General features: G+C 42.0%; 21 protein-coding genes. 6 read left to right on the forward strand and 15 right to left on the reverse strand.

Annotation, left to right across the window (positions count from 1 at the left end):
* The first annotated feature begins 151 nt into the window (after positions 1–151).
* From WKT08_RS02480 to WKT08_RS02490, 3 genes are all read left to right on the forward strand, one after another.
* The gene (locus WKT08_RS02480) at positions 152–1,027 is read left to right on the forward strand and encodes a GH25 family lysozyme (RefSeq protein WP_214254782.1); all 876 of its coding nucleotides are present in this window, start codon (positions 152–154) and stop codon (positions 1,025–1,027) included.
* Positions 1,028–1,167: 140 nt separating this feature from the next.
* Positions 1,168–1,641 carry an aminoacyl-tRNA deacylase gene (locus WKT08_RS02485; protein WP_118396693.1) on the forward strand — a complete coding sequence of 158 codons (474 nt, stop codon included), beginning with the start codon at positions 1,168–1,170 and terminating at the stop codon, positions 1,639–1,641.
* 22 nt (positions 1,642–1,663) lie between these two features.
* Positions 1,664–2,287: a histidine phosphatase family protein gene (locus WKT08_RS02490; RefSeq protein WP_340279763.1), complete on the forward strand. Its 624-nt coding sequence runs from the start codon at positions 1,664–1,666 to the stop codon at positions 2,285–2,287.
* A gap of 36 nt (positions 2,288–2,323) precedes the next feature.
* Here the strand turns inward: WKT08_RS02490 and lysS are convergent, their stop codons facing one another.
* The 4 genes from lysS to WKT08_RS02510 form a co-directional block, all read right to left on the reverse strand.
* Complete coding sequence (lysS, locus tag WKT08_RS02495; protein WP_003016025.1) at positions 2,324–3,814, reverse strand: lysine--tRNA ligase; 1,491 nt, start codon at positions 3,812–3,814, stop codon at positions 2,324–2,326.
* Between the two features lie 270 nt (positions 3,815–4,084).
* The gene (locus WKT08_RS02500) at positions 4,085–5,428 is read right to left on the reverse strand and encodes an ABC transporter permease (RefSeq protein ID WP_155199811.1); all 1,344 of its coding nucleotides are present in this window, start codon (positions 5,426–5,428) and stop codon (positions 4,085–4,087) included.
* Positions 5,428–6,123 carry an ABC transporter ATP-binding protein gene (locus WKT08_RS02505; RefSeq protein ID WP_003002759.1) on the reverse strand — a complete coding sequence of 232 codons (696 nt, stop codon included), beginning with the start codon at positions 6,121–6,123 and terminating at the stop codon, positions 5,428–5,430. The genes WKT08_RS02500 and WKT08_RS02505 overlap by 1 nt, the downstream gene beginning before the upstream one ends.
* Entirely contained in the window at positions 6,107–7,264 is a 1,158-nt protein-coding gene (locus tag WKT08_RS02510) for an efflux RND transporter periplasmic adaptor subunit (protein ID WP_340279767.1), read from the reverse strand. The genes WKT08_RS02505 and WKT08_RS02510 overlap by 17 nt, the downstream gene beginning before the upstream one ends.
* A 179-nt stretch (positions 7,265–7,443) precedes the next feature.
* On the opposite strand from WKT08_RS02510, the gene gorA reads away from it, so the two are divergent.
* A complete protein-coding gene (gorA, locus tag WKT08_RS02515; RefSeq protein WP_340279769.1) occupies positions 7,444–8,793 on the forward strand; it encodes a glutathione-disulfide reductase in 1,350 nt (449 codons plus the stop codon).
* Between the two features lie 193 nt (positions 8,794–8,986).
* Here the strand turns inward: gorA and WKT08_RS02520 are convergent, their stop codons facing one another.
* From WKT08_RS02520 to WKT08_RS02530, 3 genes are all read right to left on the reverse strand, one after another.
* Positions 8,987–9,718, reverse strand: coding sequence for a cyclase family protein (locus tag WKT08_RS02520; protein WP_003015569.1), 732 nt, complete (start codon positions 9,716–9,718; stop codon positions 8,987–8,989).
* 12 nt (positions 9,719–9,730) lie between these two features.
* Positions 9,731–10,873: a 5-methyltetrahydropteroyltriglutamate--homocysteine S-methyltransferase gene (locus WKT08_RS02525; RefSeq protein WP_049523227.1), complete on the reverse strand. Its 1,143-nt coding sequence runs from the start codon at positions 10,871–10,873 to the stop codon at positions 9,731–9,733.
* 160 nt (positions 10,874–11,033) lie between these two features.
* Positions 11,034–11,246 (reverse strand): YdbC family protein, encoded by a 213-nt coding sequence (locus tag WKT08_RS02530; RefSeq protein WP_003002541.1) that lies wholly within the window; start codon positions 11,244–11,246, stop codon positions 11,034–11,036.
* Positions 11,247–11,336: 90 nt separating this feature from the next.
* On the opposite strand from WKT08_RS02530, the gene WKT08_RS02535 reads away from it, so the two are divergent.
* Positions 11,337–11,669 carry a hypothetical protein gene (locus WKT08_RS02535; RefSeq protein WP_013903885.1) on the forward strand — a complete coding sequence of 111 codons (333 nt, stop codon included), beginning with the start codon at positions 11,337–11,339 and terminating at the stop codon, positions 11,667–11,669.
* 15 nt (positions 11,670–11,684) lie between these two features.
* Here the strand turns inward: WKT08_RS02535 and WKT08_RS02540 are convergent, their stop codons facing one another.
* The gene (locus tag WKT08_RS02540; RefSeq protein WP_003002878.1) at positions 11,685–12,971 is read right to left on the reverse strand and encodes a peptidase U32 family protein; all 1,287 of its coding nucleotides are present in this window, start codon (positions 12,969–12,971) and stop codon (positions 11,685–11,687) included.
* Positions 12,972–13,066: 95 nt separating this feature from the next.
* Positions 13,067–13,996, reverse strand: a complete 930-nt coding sequence (locus WKT08_RS02545; RefSeq protein ID WP_045759685.1) for a peptidase U32 family protein — start codon at positions 13,994–13,996, stop codon at positions 13,067–13,069.
* 129 nt (positions 13,997–14,125) lie between these two features.
* Here WKT08_RS02545 and WKT08_RS02550 point away from each other — a divergent pair, with 129 nt between their 5' ends.
* Positions 14,126–14,419 (forward strand): DUF3270 family protein, encoded by a 294-nt coding sequence (locus WKT08_RS02550; protein ID WP_049490960.1) that lies wholly within the window; start codon positions 14,126–14,128, stop codon positions 14,417–14,419.
* Between the two features lie 284 nt (positions 14,420–14,703).
* On the opposite strand, the gene WKT08_RS02555 is transcribed toward WKT08_RS02550, so the two are convergent.
* The 6 genes from WKT08_RS02555 to WKT08_RS02580 form a co-directional block, all read right to left on the reverse strand.
* The gene (locus WKT08_RS02555; protein WP_023918695.1) at positions 14,704–15,162 is read right to left on the reverse strand and encodes a YtxH domain-containing protein; all 459 of its coding nucleotides are present in this window, start codon (positions 15,160–15,162) and stop codon (positions 14,704–14,706) included.
* 14 nt (positions 15,163–15,176) lie between these two features.
* Complete coding sequence (locus tag WKT08_RS02560; RefSeq protein ID WP_013903891.1) at positions 15,177–15,560, reverse strand: DUF948 domain-containing protein; 384 nt, start codon at positions 15,558–15,560, stop codon at positions 15,177–15,179.
* Positions 15,561–15,563: 3 nt separating this feature from the next.
* A complete protein-coding gene (gene lgt, locus WKT08_RS02565; RefSeq protein WP_201089256.1) occupies positions 15,564–16,346 on the reverse strand; it encodes a prolipoprotein diacylglyceryl transferase in 783 nt (260 codons plus the stop codon).
* Positions 16,343–17,275 carry an HPr(Ser) kinase/phosphatase gene (gene hprK, locus WKT08_RS02570; RefSeq protein WP_003008114.1) on the reverse strand — a complete coding sequence of 311 codons (933 nt, stop codon included), beginning with the start codon at positions 17,273–17,275 and terminating at the stop codon, positions 16,343–16,345. Before hprK ends, lgt begins: the two co-directional genes overlap by 4 nt.
* Before the next feature lie 172 nt (positions 17,276–17,447).
* Complete coding sequence (locus tag WKT08_RS02575) at positions 17,448–17,711, reverse strand: hypothetical protein (RefSeq protein WP_260314051.1); 264 nt, start codon at positions 17,709–17,711, stop codon at positions 17,448–17,450.
* 123 nt (positions 17,712–17,834) lie between these two features.
* Positions 17,835–18,116: a PspC domain-containing protein gene (locus WKT08_RS02580; protein WP_195412408.1), complete on the reverse strand. Its 282-nt coding sequence runs from the start codon at positions 18,114–18,116 to the stop codon at positions 17,835–17,837.
* Positions 18,117–18,129: the final 13 nt, after the last annotated feature.

Below are 18,129 nucleotides of genomic sequence, written 5' to 3' on the forward strand. Positions count from 1 at the left end.
AAGAAATATTCTGATCATTCTTCTTATTTTCATATATTTTTATCCTTTTTCGATGAAAAGATTCCTTTTTTTTGAAAATAATGGCTGAAATGTGGATCTTTTAAGCATTAAGTTTTGCCTTTTCGTTTTATTTACGGTAAAATGATTTTGTATGAGAAAAAGGATAAAACCCGTTGTTCTCTTGGTCTTTTTTATCGGTTTCATTTCTTTTCTCGTTCTTTCACGAACGATTGCCGATCTGCAAGCCAGAGAGCGACAAGAAACAACCAAAACCATTCCGAACTCCAATACACCTCGAAAAACAACTACTGCAAGCTCTTCTTCTAAAAAAGAAGAAGACATCAATCCAGAACTGGTTGGCCGCCCGATCATTGATATTTCAGGCTGGCAATTGCCTAGTGAAATTGATTACGATGTCCTCTCCCAAAATGTGGGAGGTGTAATCGTTCGTGTCCATAGTGGGGCTCAAGCTAAAAAGGAAAATGCAGCAACCTACTTAAATGGTCTGGATAAATCTTTTAAAACCCATATCCAAGAATTCCAAAAACGAAATATCCCTGTCGCAGTCTATGCTTATGTCGCGGCTAAGGATAAAAAAGAAATGGAAAAAGAAGCAGAGGAATTTTACAAGGCTGCTTCTCCTTACAAACCGACCTACTATTGGTTAGACGTTGAGGAAAAAACCATGAAGGATATGAACGCAGGTGTTGAAGCTTTCCGAGCAAAACTACAAGCTTTGGGTGCAAAAAATATTGGACTCTATATCGGAACTTACTTCATGGAAGAACATAGTATCTCCACTGATAAATTTACGGCTCTTTGGATTCCTACTTATGGATTTGATGATGGCTACTATAATGCTGCACCAGATACCAACACGGAATACGACTTGCATCAATATACCTCTCAAGGGCAATTAAATGGATTCTCACACTACTTGGATCTCAACCAAATTGCTCCGACGCAAGACCAAGAAGCGATTTATCGGAAACTTTTCAAGGTACAAAAAGATAACTCTTCCTCATAGCCTTAAAACAGCAGATCAAGTGATCTTCACTTTTTCTGCTGTTTTCTATTTTTCAGGAGAAGGCAATATTGCCGCTATTATATGTTATAATGGTCTAATGAAATCTGATTTTGTAGAGAAAAAGAGAAAAGGAGAAAGCCATGGCAAAAAAAAATAAAGTAAAAAAAACCTTGGTCGAGCAGATCTTGACAAAAGCAAAAATTGAGCACGTAGGCCTACAAATCAACGCTTTAGAAGGGATCTTACCAGAAGGGATTGATCGCTCTACTATTTTCAAAACCCTAGCTCTCAAAGGAGATAAAACGGGGCCCGTGATTGGGATCATTCCTATTACGGAGCATCTTTCAGAGAAAAAATTGGCCAAATTATCGGGAAATAAGAAAGTGGCTATGATTCCTCAAAAGGATCTCGAAAAAACCACAGGTTATATTCATGGTGCCAATAATCCGGTGGGCATTCGTCAAAAGCATCCTTACCCTATTTTTATCGATGAATCGGCCCTTCAGTTAGAGAGCATGATCGTATCTGCTGGGGAAATCGGCCATAGTATTCAAATCAAACCACAACTTCTAGCAGACTTCGTACAAGCGACTTTTGCAGATATTTTAGAATAATGACAGAGAAGGAGACAAGATTGTGAAACTATATTTTATTCGACACGGACGGACAGAATGGAATGAAGAAGGACGTTTTCAGGGATCAAATGGCGATTCTCCGCTGTTACCGGCCTCTATTCATCAGCTTGAAAAATTAGGAAAGCACCTAGCTAGTGTTCCTTTTGATGCAGCCTTTGCAAGTGATCTGCCACGAACAGTCCATACCGCACAGATCATCCTCGATCAATTGGAGGCACCTCTAGAATTGCAAGCAACGCCTGCTCTTCGTGAGTGGAATTTAGGAAAACTGGAAGGTGCTAAAATTTCTACCATTTCCGCTATCTATCCCCAACAAATGGATGCCTTTCGCCATAACCTAGCCCGCTTTCAAAATGAAATCTTTGATGCAGAATCTGTCTATGAAACGACCAAACGTACCTGTGATTTTGTAAAAAGCCTGAAAGAAAAAGAGCTCGATACTGTCCTCATCGTTGGACATGGGGCTAATTTGACAGCTTCTATTCGAACCTTGCTTGGTTATGAAACAGGAGAACTCCGCAAAAATGGCGGACTAGATAATGCCAGCGTGACGATTCTGACAACAGATGATTTTGAGCATTATCACTTAGATACTTGGAACGACACCTCTTATATGGAAGACTAAAAAACACTGATCTTGCGATCAGTGTTTTCTTTTAGCTTATTTCATAGTTGGGAAGAGAAGGACGTCGCGAATCGTTGTTACATTTGTCAACAACATAACGAGACGGTCAATACCAATTCCAAGTCCACCTGTTGGTGGCATACCATATTCGAGGGCTTCAACATAGTCATAGTCGATGCCTGTAGCTTCGTCATCTCCCAATTCTTTGGCACGCGCTTGTGCTTCAAACCGTTGCAATTGATCGATCGGATCATTCAATTCCGTGAAGGCATTCGCATACTCTTTGGTCATGATGAAGAGTTCGAAACGGTCAGTGAAGCGTGGATCTTCTGGATTTTTCTTAGCCAATGGGGACACTGCTACTGGGTGACCGTAAACAAAAGTTGGTTGTGTTAAGGTTTCTTCAACGAATTCTTCGAAGAAGGCATTGATAATTTGTCCCACTTCTGTGTAGTGTTTTTCAACTGGTACATGTTTTTCGTTTGCCAGTGCTACAGCTTCTTCAAAGGTCATGTCTTGCCAGAAGTCAACACCTGTGATTTCTTTGATCGCATCAACCATGTGAACCCGTTTGAATGGTTCGTTGATTTTGATTTCTGTTCCTTGATAGTCAATTGGACCATCACCATGGACCGCTTTCGCAGCATGTTGGATAATGCCTTCTGTTAAGTCCATGATATCGTGGAAGTCAGCGTAAGCTTGGTAGACTTCGATCGAAGTGAATTCAGGGTTGTGAGTAGCATCCATTCCCTCGTTACGGAAGATCCGTCCAATTTCATAGACGCGTTCCATCCCACCAACAATCAAACGTTTCAAGTGAAGCTCAGTCGCGATACGAAGCACCATGTCAATATTTTGCGCATTGTGGTGAGTGATAAATGGTTTGGCAGCCGCACCACCAGCTTCATTGTGAAGCACTGGTGTTTCCACTTCAAGGAATCCTTGACCATCTAAATAACGACGGATTTCAGAGATGATTTTTGAACGGGTTACAAAGCGTTCGAAGCTTTCACGGTTTGAAATCAAATCCAAATAACGTTTGCGATAGATGGTTTCAACATCTGAAAGTCCGTGGAATTTTTCAGGCAAGGGACGAAGGGCTTTTGACAAGTGAGTGATATGAGTTGCTTTAATCGAAAGTTCACCCATGTCTGTGCGCATGATTTCCCCTTCAACACCAAGGAAATCACCAAGGTCAGCTTTTTTGAAGATTTCGTAGTTTTCTTCTCCAACAGCATCCTTACGAACGTAGATCTGAATTTGACCTTCACGGTCTTGAAGATGGGCAAAGCCAACCTTTCCTTTTCCACGTTTGGTTACGAGACGACCAGCAATAATAGCTGTTTCGTTCAAGTCGTGGAGTTGTTCTTTATCTAATTCTGAATATTTTTCTTTTAATTGACCTGAATTTGCAGTGCGTTCGAATCGTTTCCCAAATGGATCGATTCCTTGTTCACGAAGGGCCGCCATTTTCTCACGACGGACAATCTGCTGGTCATTCAATTCTTCCATATGTTCAGTAGTCATTTGGAACCTCCTAAGTTATTCTCCCCTATTCTATCATATTTAGACCAGAAATTCACTAATATTTACCAATTAAACAAAAATAAGATGGAAGAAAAAATGCAGCTTCTTGAATGAATACTCAAAAACATCTGAAGACCATCGTTGACTACCTAAATAGCTTGACCTGTATAAGACGAGATGATTGAAAAGGTTTCGACAAACTATTCCACAACAGCATCAAAAAGGAGCGTGGAGAATCTTGAACCATTCATCCTGACCCGCTCCTATTTTTTATTCATAACGCAGTGCTTCGATCGGATTTAACTTAGAAGCCTTATTCGCTGGTAAAATTCCAAAGATGATGCCTACAAAAGCAGAGAAAATAATACTGCCGATAGCGACATTTAAGGAAATAATCGGCGGTCCTTCTAGGGAGGCTGCTGCGAGTGTAGTAATCAAGCTATTCACACCATAAGCAAGACCAAGTCCAATCAGCCCACCAATGATGGTCAAGACCATCGACTCAATCAAAAATTGAACCAAAATCTTACCTCGGGTTGCTCCCAAGGCTTTGCGAAGTCCAATTTCTCTCGTCCGCTCAGTGACAGAAACCAACATGATATTCATGACTCCAATCCCACCAACTAAGAGAGAAATCCCAGCAATAGCTCCGATTACTGATGTCATAATTCCTACTACTTTATTGGTTTCCTCTAGGATGCTATCCAAATTAAAGATTTGAAATTCTCCCTGGCGAACACCTGAAAGTTCTGTTAACTTTTGAGCAGCTTCGATCCCAACAGATTTGATTTCTTTCACATTTGGAACGTGAACGACAATGTTCTGAATCTCGTCTGTTCCAAATTCAGAAGCCAGTTGGGTATTGGCCATCAAGGCACTTCCACCTGAAGAAGCTCCATAGAGGGCTGTCCCTGCATTTGGATCCTTGAAAATACCAACGACGCGATAATTGTTGTCCCCAACAGAGACCACCTGATTCAGTGGATTCTCCGTTCCAAATAATTGTTGAGCCAATCCTTCATCAAGGAGCACCACCCGTGAGAAATTACTATAGTCTGAAGGGGTTAATTTTCGTCCAGATAAGAGCTCAACCTTTTTGACAGAAAAATAGGTCTCATTTACCCCTTGGATGTTCACACCGTCTGCTTTTTTCTTTTGAAAAGCAATGGTTGCATTGGAGGTATTGCTAACATAGTAACCATCGATGCCTTGAATCTTGGTTAATTCCTTAACCCAAGATTCTTGCACAACTGGTGGTGCTTCTTGGACTTGACCATCAACATCTTCAGCGTTTTCCCCATCGATATCCGATGGAGCAGCCATCCCTCGGTCTTCAGCTGCAGGGCCACTTTCGCCTCCGCCTTCTCCTTCTCCAGTATCATCAGAAGGGCCAATATTGATCCCAGTCACATAGCCACTCTTGTTGGGAGAATAAGAGATTTGTACATACTCTTGGTCCTTGGTGAAGGTCTTGGTGACACCAGCTTTCATTCCATCTCCAAGAGCCATAATGACAACGACAGAAGCAACCCCAATAATGATCCCTACCATGGTCAAGAAAGACCGTAATTTATGGCTCATAATCGAGCTGATCGCAAATTTCCAATTTTGCATTAGGTCCCCCTTTCCAGCTTGCTATCTGAGGAGATCACTCCATCACGAATGACGATGCGGCGATGCGCAAAGGCTGCAATTTCTGGCTCGTGTGTAACCATGATAATGGTTTTTCCTTCTTGGTTTAGCTTGGTTAACAAGTCCATTATTTGCTCCCCCGTCTTGGTATCTAGGGCTCCAGTCGGCTCATCTGCTAAGACGATGGCTGGCTGATTGACGAGAGCTCGAGCGATCGCAACCCGCTGTTTTTGACCTCCAGAGAGTTCCGACGGCAAATGGTGCATGCGAGAATGGAGCTCTACCTTTTCAAGGTACTGCTCAGCTAATTCCTTCCGTTTAGCAGGATGAACTCCTGCATAAATGAGAGGCAGTTCCACATTTTGAAAGGCATTGAGCTTGGAAAGAAGAAAGAATTGTTGAAAGACAAAACCGATCTGTTCATTTCGAACACGTGCTAATTTTTTCTCACTGAGATTTCCAACCTCCTGACCTTCTAGAAAATACTCTCCACTGGTCGGGCGATCCAACAAGCCAATGACGTTCATCAAGGTCGATTTTCCTGAGCCAGATGGACCCATAATGGCCACAAATTCTCCCTCTTCGACTTCTAAATCGATGTCTTTTAAGACACGAAGTTCCTGATCCCCATTTTTATAGGTTTTATTGATTCCTTTTAGTTCAATCAATTTTGTCATATTTTCCGATCTCTTTTCCATCTTCCAGTTTCTCATTAGGATTCACAATAACTTGAGCATCTTTCTTCAAGCCTGACAAGATTTCCTGATTTTCAGCATCGGCGTTACCAAGCGTCACTTTTACTTTCTTAGCCTTGCCATTTTCGACCGTCCATACATAGCTCGTATCCCCATCAGCCATGATACTTGTCACGGGAACAAGGGGATGTTGAGTAGAACTTTTGACTTCAATATTGACAGAAAAGCCTTGTTTGAGTTCCCCAATCTCACTGGTAATATCCACTGTAAATGGGTACTTGGCTCCACCGCTTCCTTGTGTTCCACCTGCTGCATTGGCACCTGCTTGACCCGCGTCGGTCGGATAGTTGGCTACATAAGAAATCTTTCCTGTCCAGGTTTTATCCGGATAAACCTTGGAAGTGAGGACCACTTCCTGACCCTCAGAGATATTGGCCAAATTGTATTCAGACAATTCCCCTTTAACTTGTAAATTCCCGTTGCTCACAATGTGAACCAGAGTTTGGTTGGTCCCTGTAGTCGATTTTGAGACATCTTTATTGACTTCGACCACGGTACCATCTGTATTACTCCTGACTGTTGTCGCATCCAGAAGAGCCTTAGCCTTGTTCATATTATCGACCGCATCCGACTTAGCATCTCGTAAATCGCTAGCTTGAGAATCGACTGTCCGTTGGGTCTGCGAAGCTGATTTGGCATCTGCTTCTTCATCGCCTGTCGTATCAATGGTCACACCATTTGTCAGTAAGTCATTTAACTGACGATCTGCCTTATTGACAGCACGAACGGCTGCATCATAAGCGGTTTGGGCCTCTGTACTGCTATACTGAACAATTGGCTGACCTGCTGTTACTTGATCTCCTACATTGACCAATATCGACTGCAAATCCCCTTTTGTTCCATCAAAATAGACATACTGCTCCTGGTTAGCAGTGACTTTCCCAGTTAACAAGACCGAAGAAGCGATCGATCCATCCTTGACCGTTTGCACCATTGGAGTTTCTTTCGTGATTGCTTGATCAGGTGTATTTGGGTGCGAAAACATCATCACACTTCCTGTTCCAATCACCACAATTGCTGCACCTGCAGCTGTAAATAGTTGCCATTTTTTCAATTTCTTCATCGTTTTTCTCCATCAAAGAAAGCGTTTTATTCTATACCATAGTATACCATATTTCCTTACTTTTCTATCTAAAATTGACACGGCAAAATGAAATTTAAATGCTTGGTAACATGCTAAACCCTTGACTTTTGTAACAGTTGATATTACAATCAAACTGAAGTCCCATTTAGGAGGAAAACATGAAAGAATTTGATATTATTTCAATCGGTGGAGGTAGTGGAGGAATCGCTACGATGAACCGGGCTGGGGAGCACGAAGCGCGCGCCGCCGTCATTGAAGAAAAACAATTGGGGGGCACCTGTGTCAACAGAGGATGTGTGCCTAAAAAAATTATGTGGTATGGTGCACAAATTGCAGAAGCTATTCGCGATTATGGACCAGACTATGGATTTACTTCTGAACAGACAAAATTTGATTTTGCAACCTTAAGAAAAAATCGCGAAGCCTATATTGACCGTTCCCGTAATTCCTATGATGGCAGTTTCAAACGCAATGGGGTTGAACGAATTGAAGGACGTGCCCGTTTTGTGGATGCTCATACGGTTGAGGTAAATGGAGAAACCATTAAGGCCAAGCATATCGTGATTGCGACCGGTGCCCATCCCTTTATTCCTTCTGTTCCTGGAGCTGAATTTGGCGAAACGTCTGATGATGTCTTTGCTTGGGAAGAACTCCCTACATCCGTTGCCATTATTGGAGCTGGCTACATTGCAGTGGAACTAGCCGGTGTGCTCCATGCCCTAGGTGTTCAGACCGATCTCTTCGTTCGCGGTGATCGTCCCTTAAGAAAGTTTGATTCCTACATTGTCGATGGCTTAATGGAAGAAATGGAAAAACAAAACCTTCCGCTTCACAAACATAAGGTTCCCATGAAGCTTGAAAAATTAGCAGACGGTCGTGTGAAGATTTATTTTGAGGATATGACCAGCCACGTGGCAGATCATGTTATCTGGGCAACAGGACGAAAACCAAATGTCCATGATCTCAATTTAGAAGCTGCAGGCGTCACCTTAAATGAAAAAGGATTCATTGCAGTGGATGAATACCAGAATACAGTTGTTCCAGGAATCTATGCTCTTGGGGATGTTACAGGAGAAAAAGAATTAACTCCTGTCGCTATTAAAGCTGGACGCACTCTTTCTGAACGACTATTCAATGGAAAAGTCAATGCCAAAATGGATTATACAAACATCCCAACCGTTGTCTTTTCTCACCCTGCTATTGGAACCGTTGGCCTAACGGAGGAAGAAGCCCAGCAAACTTATGGTAAAGAGAATATCAAAGTCTATACTTCTCAATTTGCTTCCATGTACACCGCTGTTACCCAACACCGCCAGCAAGCAAAATTCAAACTCATCACTGCTGGTCCCGAAGAAAGGGTCGTTGGCCTTCATGGTCTTGGCTACGGAGTCGATGAAATGATCCAAGGATTTGCAGTTGCTATCAAGATGGGAGCGACAAAAGCCGATTTCGACGCAACCGTCGCCATTCACCCAACCGGATCCGAAGAATTTGTGACCATGAGATAAAAAATAAGAGAGTGGGACAGAAATCGGTGATTCGTTAGAATTCGATTTCGTCGTCCCACCTCCGCACAGTTGAGTAGGGCTGTAAAAGCTGATAAAATCAGCGTAGTAGAGCCCACTCAACCACTGCGTCTTGCTCGACAATCCAAAAACAATTGAGAGGCTAGGACTTTTGTCCCAGCCTCTTTTTCTTTGTTTATGGTAAGATGGCAATGGCACGGACAGGTGAACCAGTTGCCTTGTCCCAGTGAGGGAAAGCAATCGAAATCAAAGCACCTACAGCTGGAACTTGGTCCAATTGGTTCAAGACTTCAACTTGGTAGATATTTTGTTCCAAGAGGTAGTATTCATTGACCAAGCCATGCTCTGCTGCTGGAATACCTGCATCTGTATCGAAGGTTTCATGACCGACAGCCTTAACATGGCGTTCATGAATCAAGAATTCCAAGGCTTCACGGCTCCATCCTGGACTTTGTTGAACCCCATTTTCATCAAGATTGCGCATAGCATCTTGATCTGGCCAACGTTTTGACCAATCACTACGGAAGGCAACAAAAGCTCCTTCTGCAATTTGTCCATGCTCTGCCTCAAAGTCTAAGATATCTTGTTTGCTCAAGATAAAGTTTGGATTGGCTGCAACTTCTTTAGACTTGTCGATAACATAAAGTGGCAAGAGGAGATCTTTGAGGTCAATCTCATCCAACCAACGACCCCCTTCTACAAAGTGAATCGGTGCATCGATATGAGTTCCGTATTGACCAACCACTGTAAATTTTTGAACATGGAAACCATCTTTTAATGTGAAAAGATCTTCTTGTTGCAAGGCAGGAAGGGCTGGGAAGTGTGGACTTTCCGCATTGATTTGGTGACTCAAGTCCACCCATTTTTTAGCTTGCAATTCTTTATAAATACTTAGTAAATCTGACATGTTTCTTCCTCCTTATTCGCCCCAAACTTCAGCGACAATTTCCTTAATCAAACCGATTTTTTTCCATTGGTCTTCTTCTGTCAAAATGTTTCCTTCTTCTGTCGAAGCAAAGCCACACTGAGTAGACAGGTAAAGATTTTCCAACGGTACATACTGACTTGCTTCTTTAATACGAGCAATCACTTCGTCCTTATTCTCCAATTGACCACTCTTAGATGTCAAGAGGCCTAATACCACACCTTTTCCAGGAGTTACTTCTGCAAGTGGTTCAAAACCACCAGCACGATCAGTGTCAAACTCTAGGAAGTAAGCATTGACGGCTTCTTCTCCAAGGAGTTCTTTGGCAATCGGCGCATAACCACCTGATGAAGCCCAAGTAGAATGGAAGTTCCCACGACAAACGTGCGTATTGACGGTCAAACCAGCTGGAACATTTTGGTAGACATCGTTGTTAAAGGTCAAGAAGAGATCAGCGAGTTCTCGGCGAACCTCATCTTTTGACTTGCCTTGAGCTGCTCCCCAAGCCGTCAAGAAATTATCATCTACCAAGACACCCCAAGTACAATCATCTACTTGAAGGGTCCTAAGTCCAGCGTCATACAAATCTTGAATCACTTGAAGATAGGCTTGCTTGATATCTTCACGAACAGCCGCAAAATCAGGATAGATGGTATTCAATTGTTCTACATGTTCTGCATCACGGATCAATTCAAAATAGAATTGCGCAGGTGCTGGGATGGTATATTTAGCCTCTACACCATCTACATCTGCCACAAGATCCCTCAAGAACTTGTAATGCTCTACAAATGGATGATTGGCTCCTGTGATTTTTCCAACGACAAGCGCTGAGTCCGCCTTGGTTGTTTCATCATAGAATTGATAGCCTTGGGCAGCTTGGACATGATCAATGCCCCCAAAGCCCCAGAAGAAATCCAAATGCCAATAAGCTCGGCGGAATTCTCCATCTGTTACTGACTTTAGACCAGCAACAATTTCTTTTTCAACGAGGTCACGAATCGCCTGATCTTCTACTTTTGTTAAGTCAGACTGACTGATTTTTCCAGCTGCGAAATCTTCACGAGCTTGAACCAAAGCTGCTGGACGAAGAAATGAACCAACATGGTCTACGCGATAAGGTGCATGTGTATGTGTCAATATGATTCCCTCTTTCCTATAAGTTTTACATTAATTCATTAATGCAACCATTATAGCAGTCCAACACTTGATAAACAAGGGTTTGGGATAATCTAATATCTTTGACATCTATATAGCCTTAGGCTATAACAAAAAAGAAGTCCTTGAAGGACCCCTTTTCTTAATTTTTAAATGCATCGAGCATGACTTGGAACTCTTCGTTTGTGAGTGTAATGCCTTTTCCCATCTTTGTATGGTCGGGACTCCAGGTCCGGATATCATACTTAGCAGGAGCACCATTAAAACTCACACGGTTCAATTCTTTGGTCCAACCCTTGTCATTTTCTGACAAGACCAGCAAATGTTCTTCGATTTGGAATGAAAATTCTGCCATTTCACGACTCCTTTCTTGCCTTCTCATCTCTATTATTCGTAAATCATTTACAAAATCGTTGAAATTATCTATAATATATTGTATCAAGTTATGGAGAATTTAGCTATGAAAAAATTTCTCGAGATCGTTAAAGACCGAGCAAATGAATTTTTCAATGGAAAAGTCAGTACCCCTGCCCCATTAGAAGATGAGAGAATTATTGAAATCATTCAACAAGCATTGCGAAAAAAACAAGGGGTACATGTTATTTTTTCAAACAAGAGTTTTACAGGCGATATTGTCAAGTATGACCAAGAACGCCGACAACTGATCGTGAAAAATTTCAAGAAGAGTATGTCCACGATTATTCGGATTTCTGAGATCCAGAAAATCAGTTTGGTCCCCAATAATATTCGCATCGCCCAACAAAAAGGAGAGGTTTAACCCTCTCTTTTTTTGTTATACTCGAACAGTTTTACTTGCCCCATCTTTTGAGTAGAGATTGATTAAGCCTTCCTGGCAAGAACGAATCATATCTCCTGGCTTGACTTCTTGAGGGACCGTGATCGTGAGAAGTTCCATCGGATTTGGTGCGCGATCAATCTTCACTCCATCCTTATCATGCAAGTCTTGGATCTGGCATTCAAAATGACGGAAGCCTGGTCCATAGAATTCCACTTGGTCGCCTTCATTGATGACATTCCGTTGGCGAATCGTCGCAGTCATGGTAGATGGATCAAAGTCCACGACTTCTCCTACAAATTTGTATTGAGGAATCTTACGACGTGCCCCAAACAATTGTTCATTTTCAGTCGGTGTTTGGTAGTAGAATCCAGTTGCTAATTCACGTTGAGCAACCTTCCACAATTCATTGATCAAATCATCCTTGATAGCATAAAAGGCTTCTGGACTTTCCATATAGGCATCACAAGCTGCCTTGTAACAGTTGGCAACAGTTGATACGTAATGGACAGATTTCATCCGGCCTTCAATCTTCAAACTATCAACCCCATTATCAATCATATCTGGAATATTTTCGATCATACACATGTCCACGGCTGACATAGAGTATTCTTCTGGGACTTGTCCTTTGATACTCTTGCGTTCTTGGCCAAATGGCATGTCGTAGAGGTCATATTTCCAACGACAAGATTGAGAACAACCACCACGGTTGGCATCTCGGTCAGACATGTGGTTAGAAAGGGTACAACGTCCGGAATAAGAAATACACATGGCTCCATGAACGAAGGCTTCGATCTCAAGATCGGTACGCTTACGGATCTCTGCCAACTCTTCCATGGATACTTCACGGGCCAAGACAACACGGGTCAAGCCATATTCTTTCCAGAAATGAAAGGTCTCCACATTGGTTGCAGAAGCTTGCGTAGACAAGTGAATATTGAGGCCAGGTGCATAGGTTGCACAGATTTCAATCAAGGCTGGGTCTGAGACGATCACGGCGTCAAGTCCCATATCTCGTAATTCACGGAACCACTCGCCAGCCCCTTGTTCATTTCCCTCATGGGTTACCATGTTTGAAGCAACGTGCACATCCACTCCACGGGCATGAGCATACTCAATACCTTCACGAAGCTCATCCATGGTGAAGTTTCCGGCACGGCTACGCAAACCATAGGCTTGTCCACCAACGAACACTGCATCTGCCCCATAATTAACGGCAACTTTTAATTTTTCTAATGTTCCAGCAGGTACCAAAACCTCTGGACGTTTTTTTGTATTTGTCATGTTTTCTCCAATTTACAAGATTGTCGATATGATGAATAGCCTCTTCGTTCCCTGAAAAAGGAAAACTCACAAACGAAGAAGCCCTAGTTTTTTTATTATTTTACACGATCTGGTTCATAATCATAGAAACCAGTATCCAAACCACGATTAGCTGGATGCAATTTGCGGATTTCTTCATCAAACAGATAGGCTTGATCCTGTGTAAATGTTCCTTTTTGAATCAAATCACGGGCCTTGACAAAGTACTCTGTAATCTTGACAAAGTTTTCACCCGGACAGTAGACACCATCGAGTTTCCAATGATCAAAGCCATGTTCTACCAACTCAGACAATTTGGTCATCATATTCAAGTCATTATTTGAGAAGATATGGGTTCCATGTTTGTCTTCATAGACCGAATAATGAGAATTTGGATCTCCTGGCTCGGCCAAGAACAGATCCCGATCTTTGGTCACAGACTCTTCTGTCTTGATAAAGTTGTAATAGTTCTGAAGAAGCGGTCGTTTCGAATGGTGAATAATGCTAGCGCCATAGACCAAGACTTCTGCTGGAATCTGAAGATTCTCAGCCATTACGAATAATTCGGCAGACGGAATCTCACGAGCCAAAACAGCTTCAGAAGCCCCTGCCTGTTTTCCCCAGAAATTGATCTGGCGGCTAGAAGTGACCATGGTTGAGGCATCGTAAATCGTTTTGAATGGATAGCCATCTCGTTTCAAGACATAAAAAACGCCCGCATCTCCGACAGTAATATAATCAGCCTGAATTTCCTTTAGAAAATCTAGGAAAGGCTTGATTGAATCCATCATCGATTGGTGCATGAGTGCATTTACAGCTACTGTCAATTCTTTGCCAGCAGCATGGACCAGTTGGGCAATTCGATTTATTTCGTCATAGCTTAAAGTTTGAGGCAATCGTAATCCGTAATCTTTTTCACCGACATAGATTCGGTCAACCCCTGCATCAATCAGGGCTTGCGCTTGCTCAACACTCTCTGCTGTTGCTGTAATAATAATATTTTTCATAGAACCATTATAACAAAAATTCCGATATTCTAGAGAAATTTATTCATTTTGTAAAATTTGTAACATTTTTGTAACATTTATATAGCTGAATTCATGATAGAATAATAGAGTACTGTTAGGAGAGAGAAAATGCCCGTAAGAAATTTAAGACACTATGATGAAAAATTCGATTATATCGAATTAACCAAACAAACCCAAGAATCCCCTGTTCAGGACTATGCTCCTGAAGTTGAACCCGCGCCTCAATTAAGTGAATTGCTATATTTTTTAAATATCGCTGTTTTCTGTGTGTTGACGGTTGTATTTAGTTTTATCTTTTTAGCAACAAAAATGAATACCTTCTTTGCGTTTGCCTTAGCGATTGGTTCTAGCTTTGCTAGTATTCAAGGATTCCGAATTTACTACAATAAACGAAAAAAATAAAAATCAGGTTCGCCTGATTTTTTTATTTACTCGAATTTTTTTAATTGGAATAACAATTGGAAGACAAAACTTAGCTGCCAATTACTGTCTTACCTTCCATAAAAAGAGACTGGGACAAAAGTCCTAGCCTCTCAATTGTTTTTGGATTGTCGAGCAAGACGCAGTGGTTGAGTGGGCTCTACTACGCTGATTTCATCAGCTTTTACAGCCCTACTCAACTGTGCGGAGGTGGGACGACGAAATCGAATTCTAACGAATTACCGATTTCTGTCCCACTCTCTTTTTTATACTTCTTTTGTTTCTTCTTCAGCTGCTTCTTCAGAATCTTTTTCATCCAATTCTAAAACGATGTCTTCTGATTCTGTTTGTTTGCGAATGGATTGAACCAAGTCATTGCCACTTAGATTTTCTTTTTGAAGTTTATCCTTAAATGAGTGATAGACTTCTTGAGATTTTTCAACCACATCTTGCGTCTTTTCTTTGACAGACTCCAAAACAGTTCCTGTCGTAATTTCTCCAGAACCAACTTTTTCTTTGGTTTGTTGGATCACTTCTGCTGCCTGTTTTGAAACATCCTTAGCAGTTTGTTTCACCGATTCATGTACTTCTTGAGGATCTTCTTGATAATCTTTTACGAAGCGCACCACTTTTTTAGTGACTTTCTTTCCTTGCTCAGTTGATAAATAGTAGGCTGCTGAAGCACCTGAAATCACACCAATTAATAAACTAGATAAACGTCCCATATTCTTCCTCGATTCTATTTAAATAATTTTGAAGCCATCTTAATCGCTTTTAATCCGATAGAGGCTTTCACTGTTTTTCCACCAGCTGACACTGCTTTGACACTCAATTGACGGGCTTGATCATTCAAATCTGAAACAGACTCTGAAAGATCCGCCACGGCTGTAAAGAGTGGGTCAATCGTTGCAACTTTTTGATTCAAATCGTCCGTTAAAACATTGACTTTTGCCAATAAATCATTGGTCTGATGCAAGGTGACATTGACATCTGACGTCAAAACTTGGATGGTTTTTTGAGTTTCATCTACAACTTTTCCAATCTTTGAGAGGAAAAAAATCATATAAATGACAAGCGCTACTAAGGCAAGGCCTAAGAGGCCGTAGGCAATTTCAATAAACATATATTACTCCTTTGTTTCTACATAATAAGGGGCTTTTTTGCGACGTTGGTAGATGATAATGGCGAGTCCAACTAGAATCAGGATCATCGACAACCACTGGGAAACACGTAAGCCAGCAAACATCAAGCTATCCGTCCTCATTCCTTCGATGATCATCCGACCAAAACCATACCAGATAAGGTAAAAGGCTGTGATCTCACCTTGCCGCAAAAATTGGGGCTTCCTCCGAAGAATCAAGATCAAGAGAAAACCTAGCAGATTCCAACTGGATTCATATAAGAAGGTTGGCTGACGATAACTACCATCTATATACATTTGGTCTCGAATAAAAGAGGGCAGGTAGTTAAGACTTTTAACAGCAGCTCCATAAGCTTCCTGGTTAAAGAAGTTCCCCCAACGTCCAATACTCTGTGCAATCATGACGCTTGGGGCCGCAATATCTAAGAAATCAATTGGCTCAATCAAGCGTCTACGAGAGAATAGATAGAGGACAAGGGCACCTGTCAAGAGGCCACCATAAATCGCGATTCCTCCGTTCCAGATGGCGAAAATCTCACCAGGGTGCTGGCTATAGTAACCCCATTCGAAAATAACGTAATAGAGTCTAGCCCCCACAATCGCAAGCGGAAAGGCGACCAAAATGAAATCAATGATGGCATCTGGATCAATTTTTTTACGGGGCGCTTCTTTCATAGAAAGATAAACGGCTAGAATCAAACCAGAGACAATACAAATCGCGTACCAACGAATACTGATCGGACCTAATTGAAGGGCTACTGGATTCATTCCTTCACCTCATTTTGACTAATCAACTGGGACAAACGTTCTTCAAAAGTTTTGGTAGCATCATAGCCCATTTCTTTGGCCCGAACATTCATCGCTGCAGCTTCGATCACGACCGAAATGTTCCGACCAGTCTTCACAGGGATGCGAATCCGAGGAATGGTCACGCCACCGATTTCCAACTCTTCTGCATTATTACCAAGACGATCATAAACCTGATCCTTAGCATAATTTTCCAAGTAAACGGCGATTTGGACTTGTGAAGAATCCTTCACAGCACTCGCACCGTAGAGACTCATGACATCGATAATCCCGACACCACGGATCTCTAGTAAGTGACGTAGGATTTCAGCTGGCTCTCCCCAAAGGGTCATCTCATCTCTCGCATAGATATCGACCCGGTCATCTGCTACAAGGCGGTGACCCCGCTTGACAAGTTCCAAACCTGTCTCGCTTTTTCCGATTCCGCTATCTCCTTGGATCAAGACACCCATCCCATAAATATCCATCAAGACACCGTGTACACTCGTACGTTCTGCTAGCCGACTATCCAAATAGCTAGAAAGCTCTCCAGATAAACGACTCGTTGCAACATTGCTCTTCAAAATGGCTAGTTGCTTCTCTTCCGCAGCACGCAACATTTCTTCTGGAATTTCTAAATTCCGCGCGACAATGATGACAGGTGTCTCTGGCTGGAACATCTTGCGCAAGACCTGATGACGGTTGTGAGAGCTCATCTTCACCAGGTAGGACCATTCTTTCATTCCTACAAGCTGAATCCGCTCAGGTGTGTAATAGTCGAAATAGCCCGTCATTTCAAGACCTGGACGTGAAATGTCCGCAGTCGTAATTTCCTTGCTTAAGAGGCTATCATCCCCATAAACAACCGATAGACGAAGCTTTTCCTGTATATCGCGAACAGTAACTGCCATATCATTCTCCCTTTTCAAATTCTCTCTCTATTATAGCAGATTTTCTCTTCAGACGAGAGACTGAAGTGTCATTTGAAAGATCCATTTTCAACTCCTTTTTAAGGCAAGCAAAAAGAGGCCGAGACAAAGGTCTCCAACCTCTAGGAAATGATGGGAACATATGAAGAATGCTCTAGCCTTGGCCTTGCAAGAAATCTTTGATCATAGATTTGATTCCGATAGAGACCGCATAGACCACCGCATTTGAAGGAAATGCGATCAAGCCGTGCATAAAGGCGAAAGGACCTCCCCCCAACAAGGAGAAAACCAGATACAAAACCGGCAGAAATAAAATCGAAAACCGATAAATTTGTGGCTTTCTAGCCATTTCTGTTGGCAGAAACAAGAGGTAGAAGAGACTATTCCAAATGCCCAGTGGAAAAAGGAGCATTCCCATCAAAACTGTTCCAACTCCTTCCCCAAAAAAACGATTTAAAATGAAAAACTGTCCTATAAAACTGAAGAAGAGATATAGAATAAAAGCAAGGGAATAGAACTTCTGCTTCACTCGGATCTCCTTTTAGAAAAATGGACTATCATTCTGATCATGGATGGGTTCAGCCTCTTTTCTTCGACGAGGTCGAGGGCCATCGTCAAACATTTCCTGCTCCTCCTCGTCCTTATAAGGTAAGGTCGTATCTAACAGTAAATAGATAATCACACCGATAAAGGCATGAGAAACCGTAAAAAGAATAAACAAGAAGCGTAGGAGAGTTACACTAAGACCAAATTTATCGGCTAAGCCAGCTAGCACACCTGAAACCAGGCGATGTCGTTTTAATTTGTAAAATGATGATGTCATTTGATTTTCCTCT

Source organism: Streptococcus sp. HCA-5024, assembly GCF_037890265.1.
Classification (GTDB): Bacteria; Bacillota; Bacilli; order Lactobacillales; family Streptococcaceae; genus Streptococcus; species Streptococcus lingualis.

What these genes read in the sequence shown, in the direction of transcription:
- WKT08_RS02530 (WP_003002541.1), bottom strand. Translation starts at nt 11,246, where the DNA reads ATGGCAGAATTTTCATTCCAAATCGAAGAACATTTGCTGGTCTTGTCA.
- WKT08_RS02545 (WP_045759685.1), bottom strand. Translation starts at nt 13,996, where the DNA reads ATGAAAAATATTATTATTACAGCAACAGCAGAGAGTGTTGAGCAAGCG.
- WKT08_RS02555 (WP_023918695.1), bottom strand. Translation starts at nt 15,162, where the DNA reads ATGGGACGTTTATCTAGTTTATTAATTGGTGTGATTTCAGGTGCTTCA.
- WKT08_RS02575 (WP_260314051.1), bottom strand. Translation starts at nt 17,711, where the DNA reads ATGGGAATGCTCCTTTTTCCACTGGGCATTTGGAATAGTCTCTTCTAC.
- WKT08_RS02535 (WP_013903885.1), top strand. Translation starts at nt 11,337, where the DNA reads ATGGAGAATTTAGCTATGAAAAAATTTCTCGAGATCGTTAAAGACCGA.
- WKT08_RS02485 (WP_118396693.1), top strand. Translation starts at nt 1,168, where the DNA reads ATGGCAAAAAAAAATAAAGTAAAAAAAACCTTGGTCGAGCAGATCTTG.
- gorA (WP_340279769.1), top strand. Translation starts at nt 7,444, where the DNA reads ATGAAAGAATTTGATATTATTTCAATCGGTGGAGGTAGTGGAGGAATC.
- WKT08_RS02550 (WP_049490960.1), top strand. Translation starts at nt 14,126, where the DNA reads ATGCCCGTAAGAAATTTAAGACACTATGATGAAAAATTCGATTATATC.
- WKT08_RS02480 (WP_214254782.1), top strand. Translation starts at nt 152, where the DNA reads ATGAGAAAAAGGATAAAACCCGTTGTTCTCTTGGTCTTTTTTATCGGT.
- WKT08_RS02510 (WP_340279767.1), bottom strand. Translation starts at nt 7,264, where the DNA reads ATGAAGAAATTGAAAAAATGGCAACTATTTACAGCTGCAGGTGCAGCA.
- lysS (WP_003016025.1), bottom strand. Translation starts at nt 3,814, where the DNA reads ATGACTACTGAACATATGGAAGAATTGAATGACCAGCAGATTGTCCGT.
- WKT08_RS02520 (WP_003015569.1), bottom strand. Translation starts at nt 9,718, where the DNA reads ATGTCAGATTTACTAAGTATTTATAAAGAATTGCAAGCTAAAAAATGG.
- WKT08_RS02540 (WP_003002878.1), bottom strand. Translation starts at nt 12,971, where the DNA reads ATGACAAATACAAAAAAACGTCCAGAGGTTTTGGTACCTGCTGGAACA.
- WKT08_RS02580 (WP_195412408.1), bottom strand. Translation starts at nt 18,116, where the DNA reads ATGACATCATCATTTTACAAATTAAAACGACATCGCCTGGTTTCAGGT.
- lgt (WP_201089256.1), bottom strand. Translation starts at nt 16,346, where the DNA reads ATGAATCCAGTAGCCCTTCAATTAGGTCCGATCAGTATTCGTTGGTAC.
- WKT08_RS02560 (WP_013903891.1), bottom strand. Translation starts at nt 15,560, where the DNA reads ATGTTTATTGAAATTGCCTACGGCCTCTTAGGCCTTGCCTTAGTAGCG.
- WKT08_RS02500 (WP_155199811.1), bottom strand. Translation starts at nt 5,428, where the DNA reads ATGCAAAATTGGAAATTTGCGATCAGCTCGATTATGAGCCATAAATTA.
- WKT08_RS02505 (WP_003002759.1), bottom strand. Translation starts at nt 6,123, where the DNA reads ATGACAAAATTGATTGAACTAAAAGGAATCAATAAAACCTATAAAAAT.
- hprK (WP_003008114.1), bottom strand. Translation starts at nt 17,275, where the DNA reads ATGGCAGTTACTGTTCGCGATATACAGGAAAAGCTTCGTCTATCGGTT.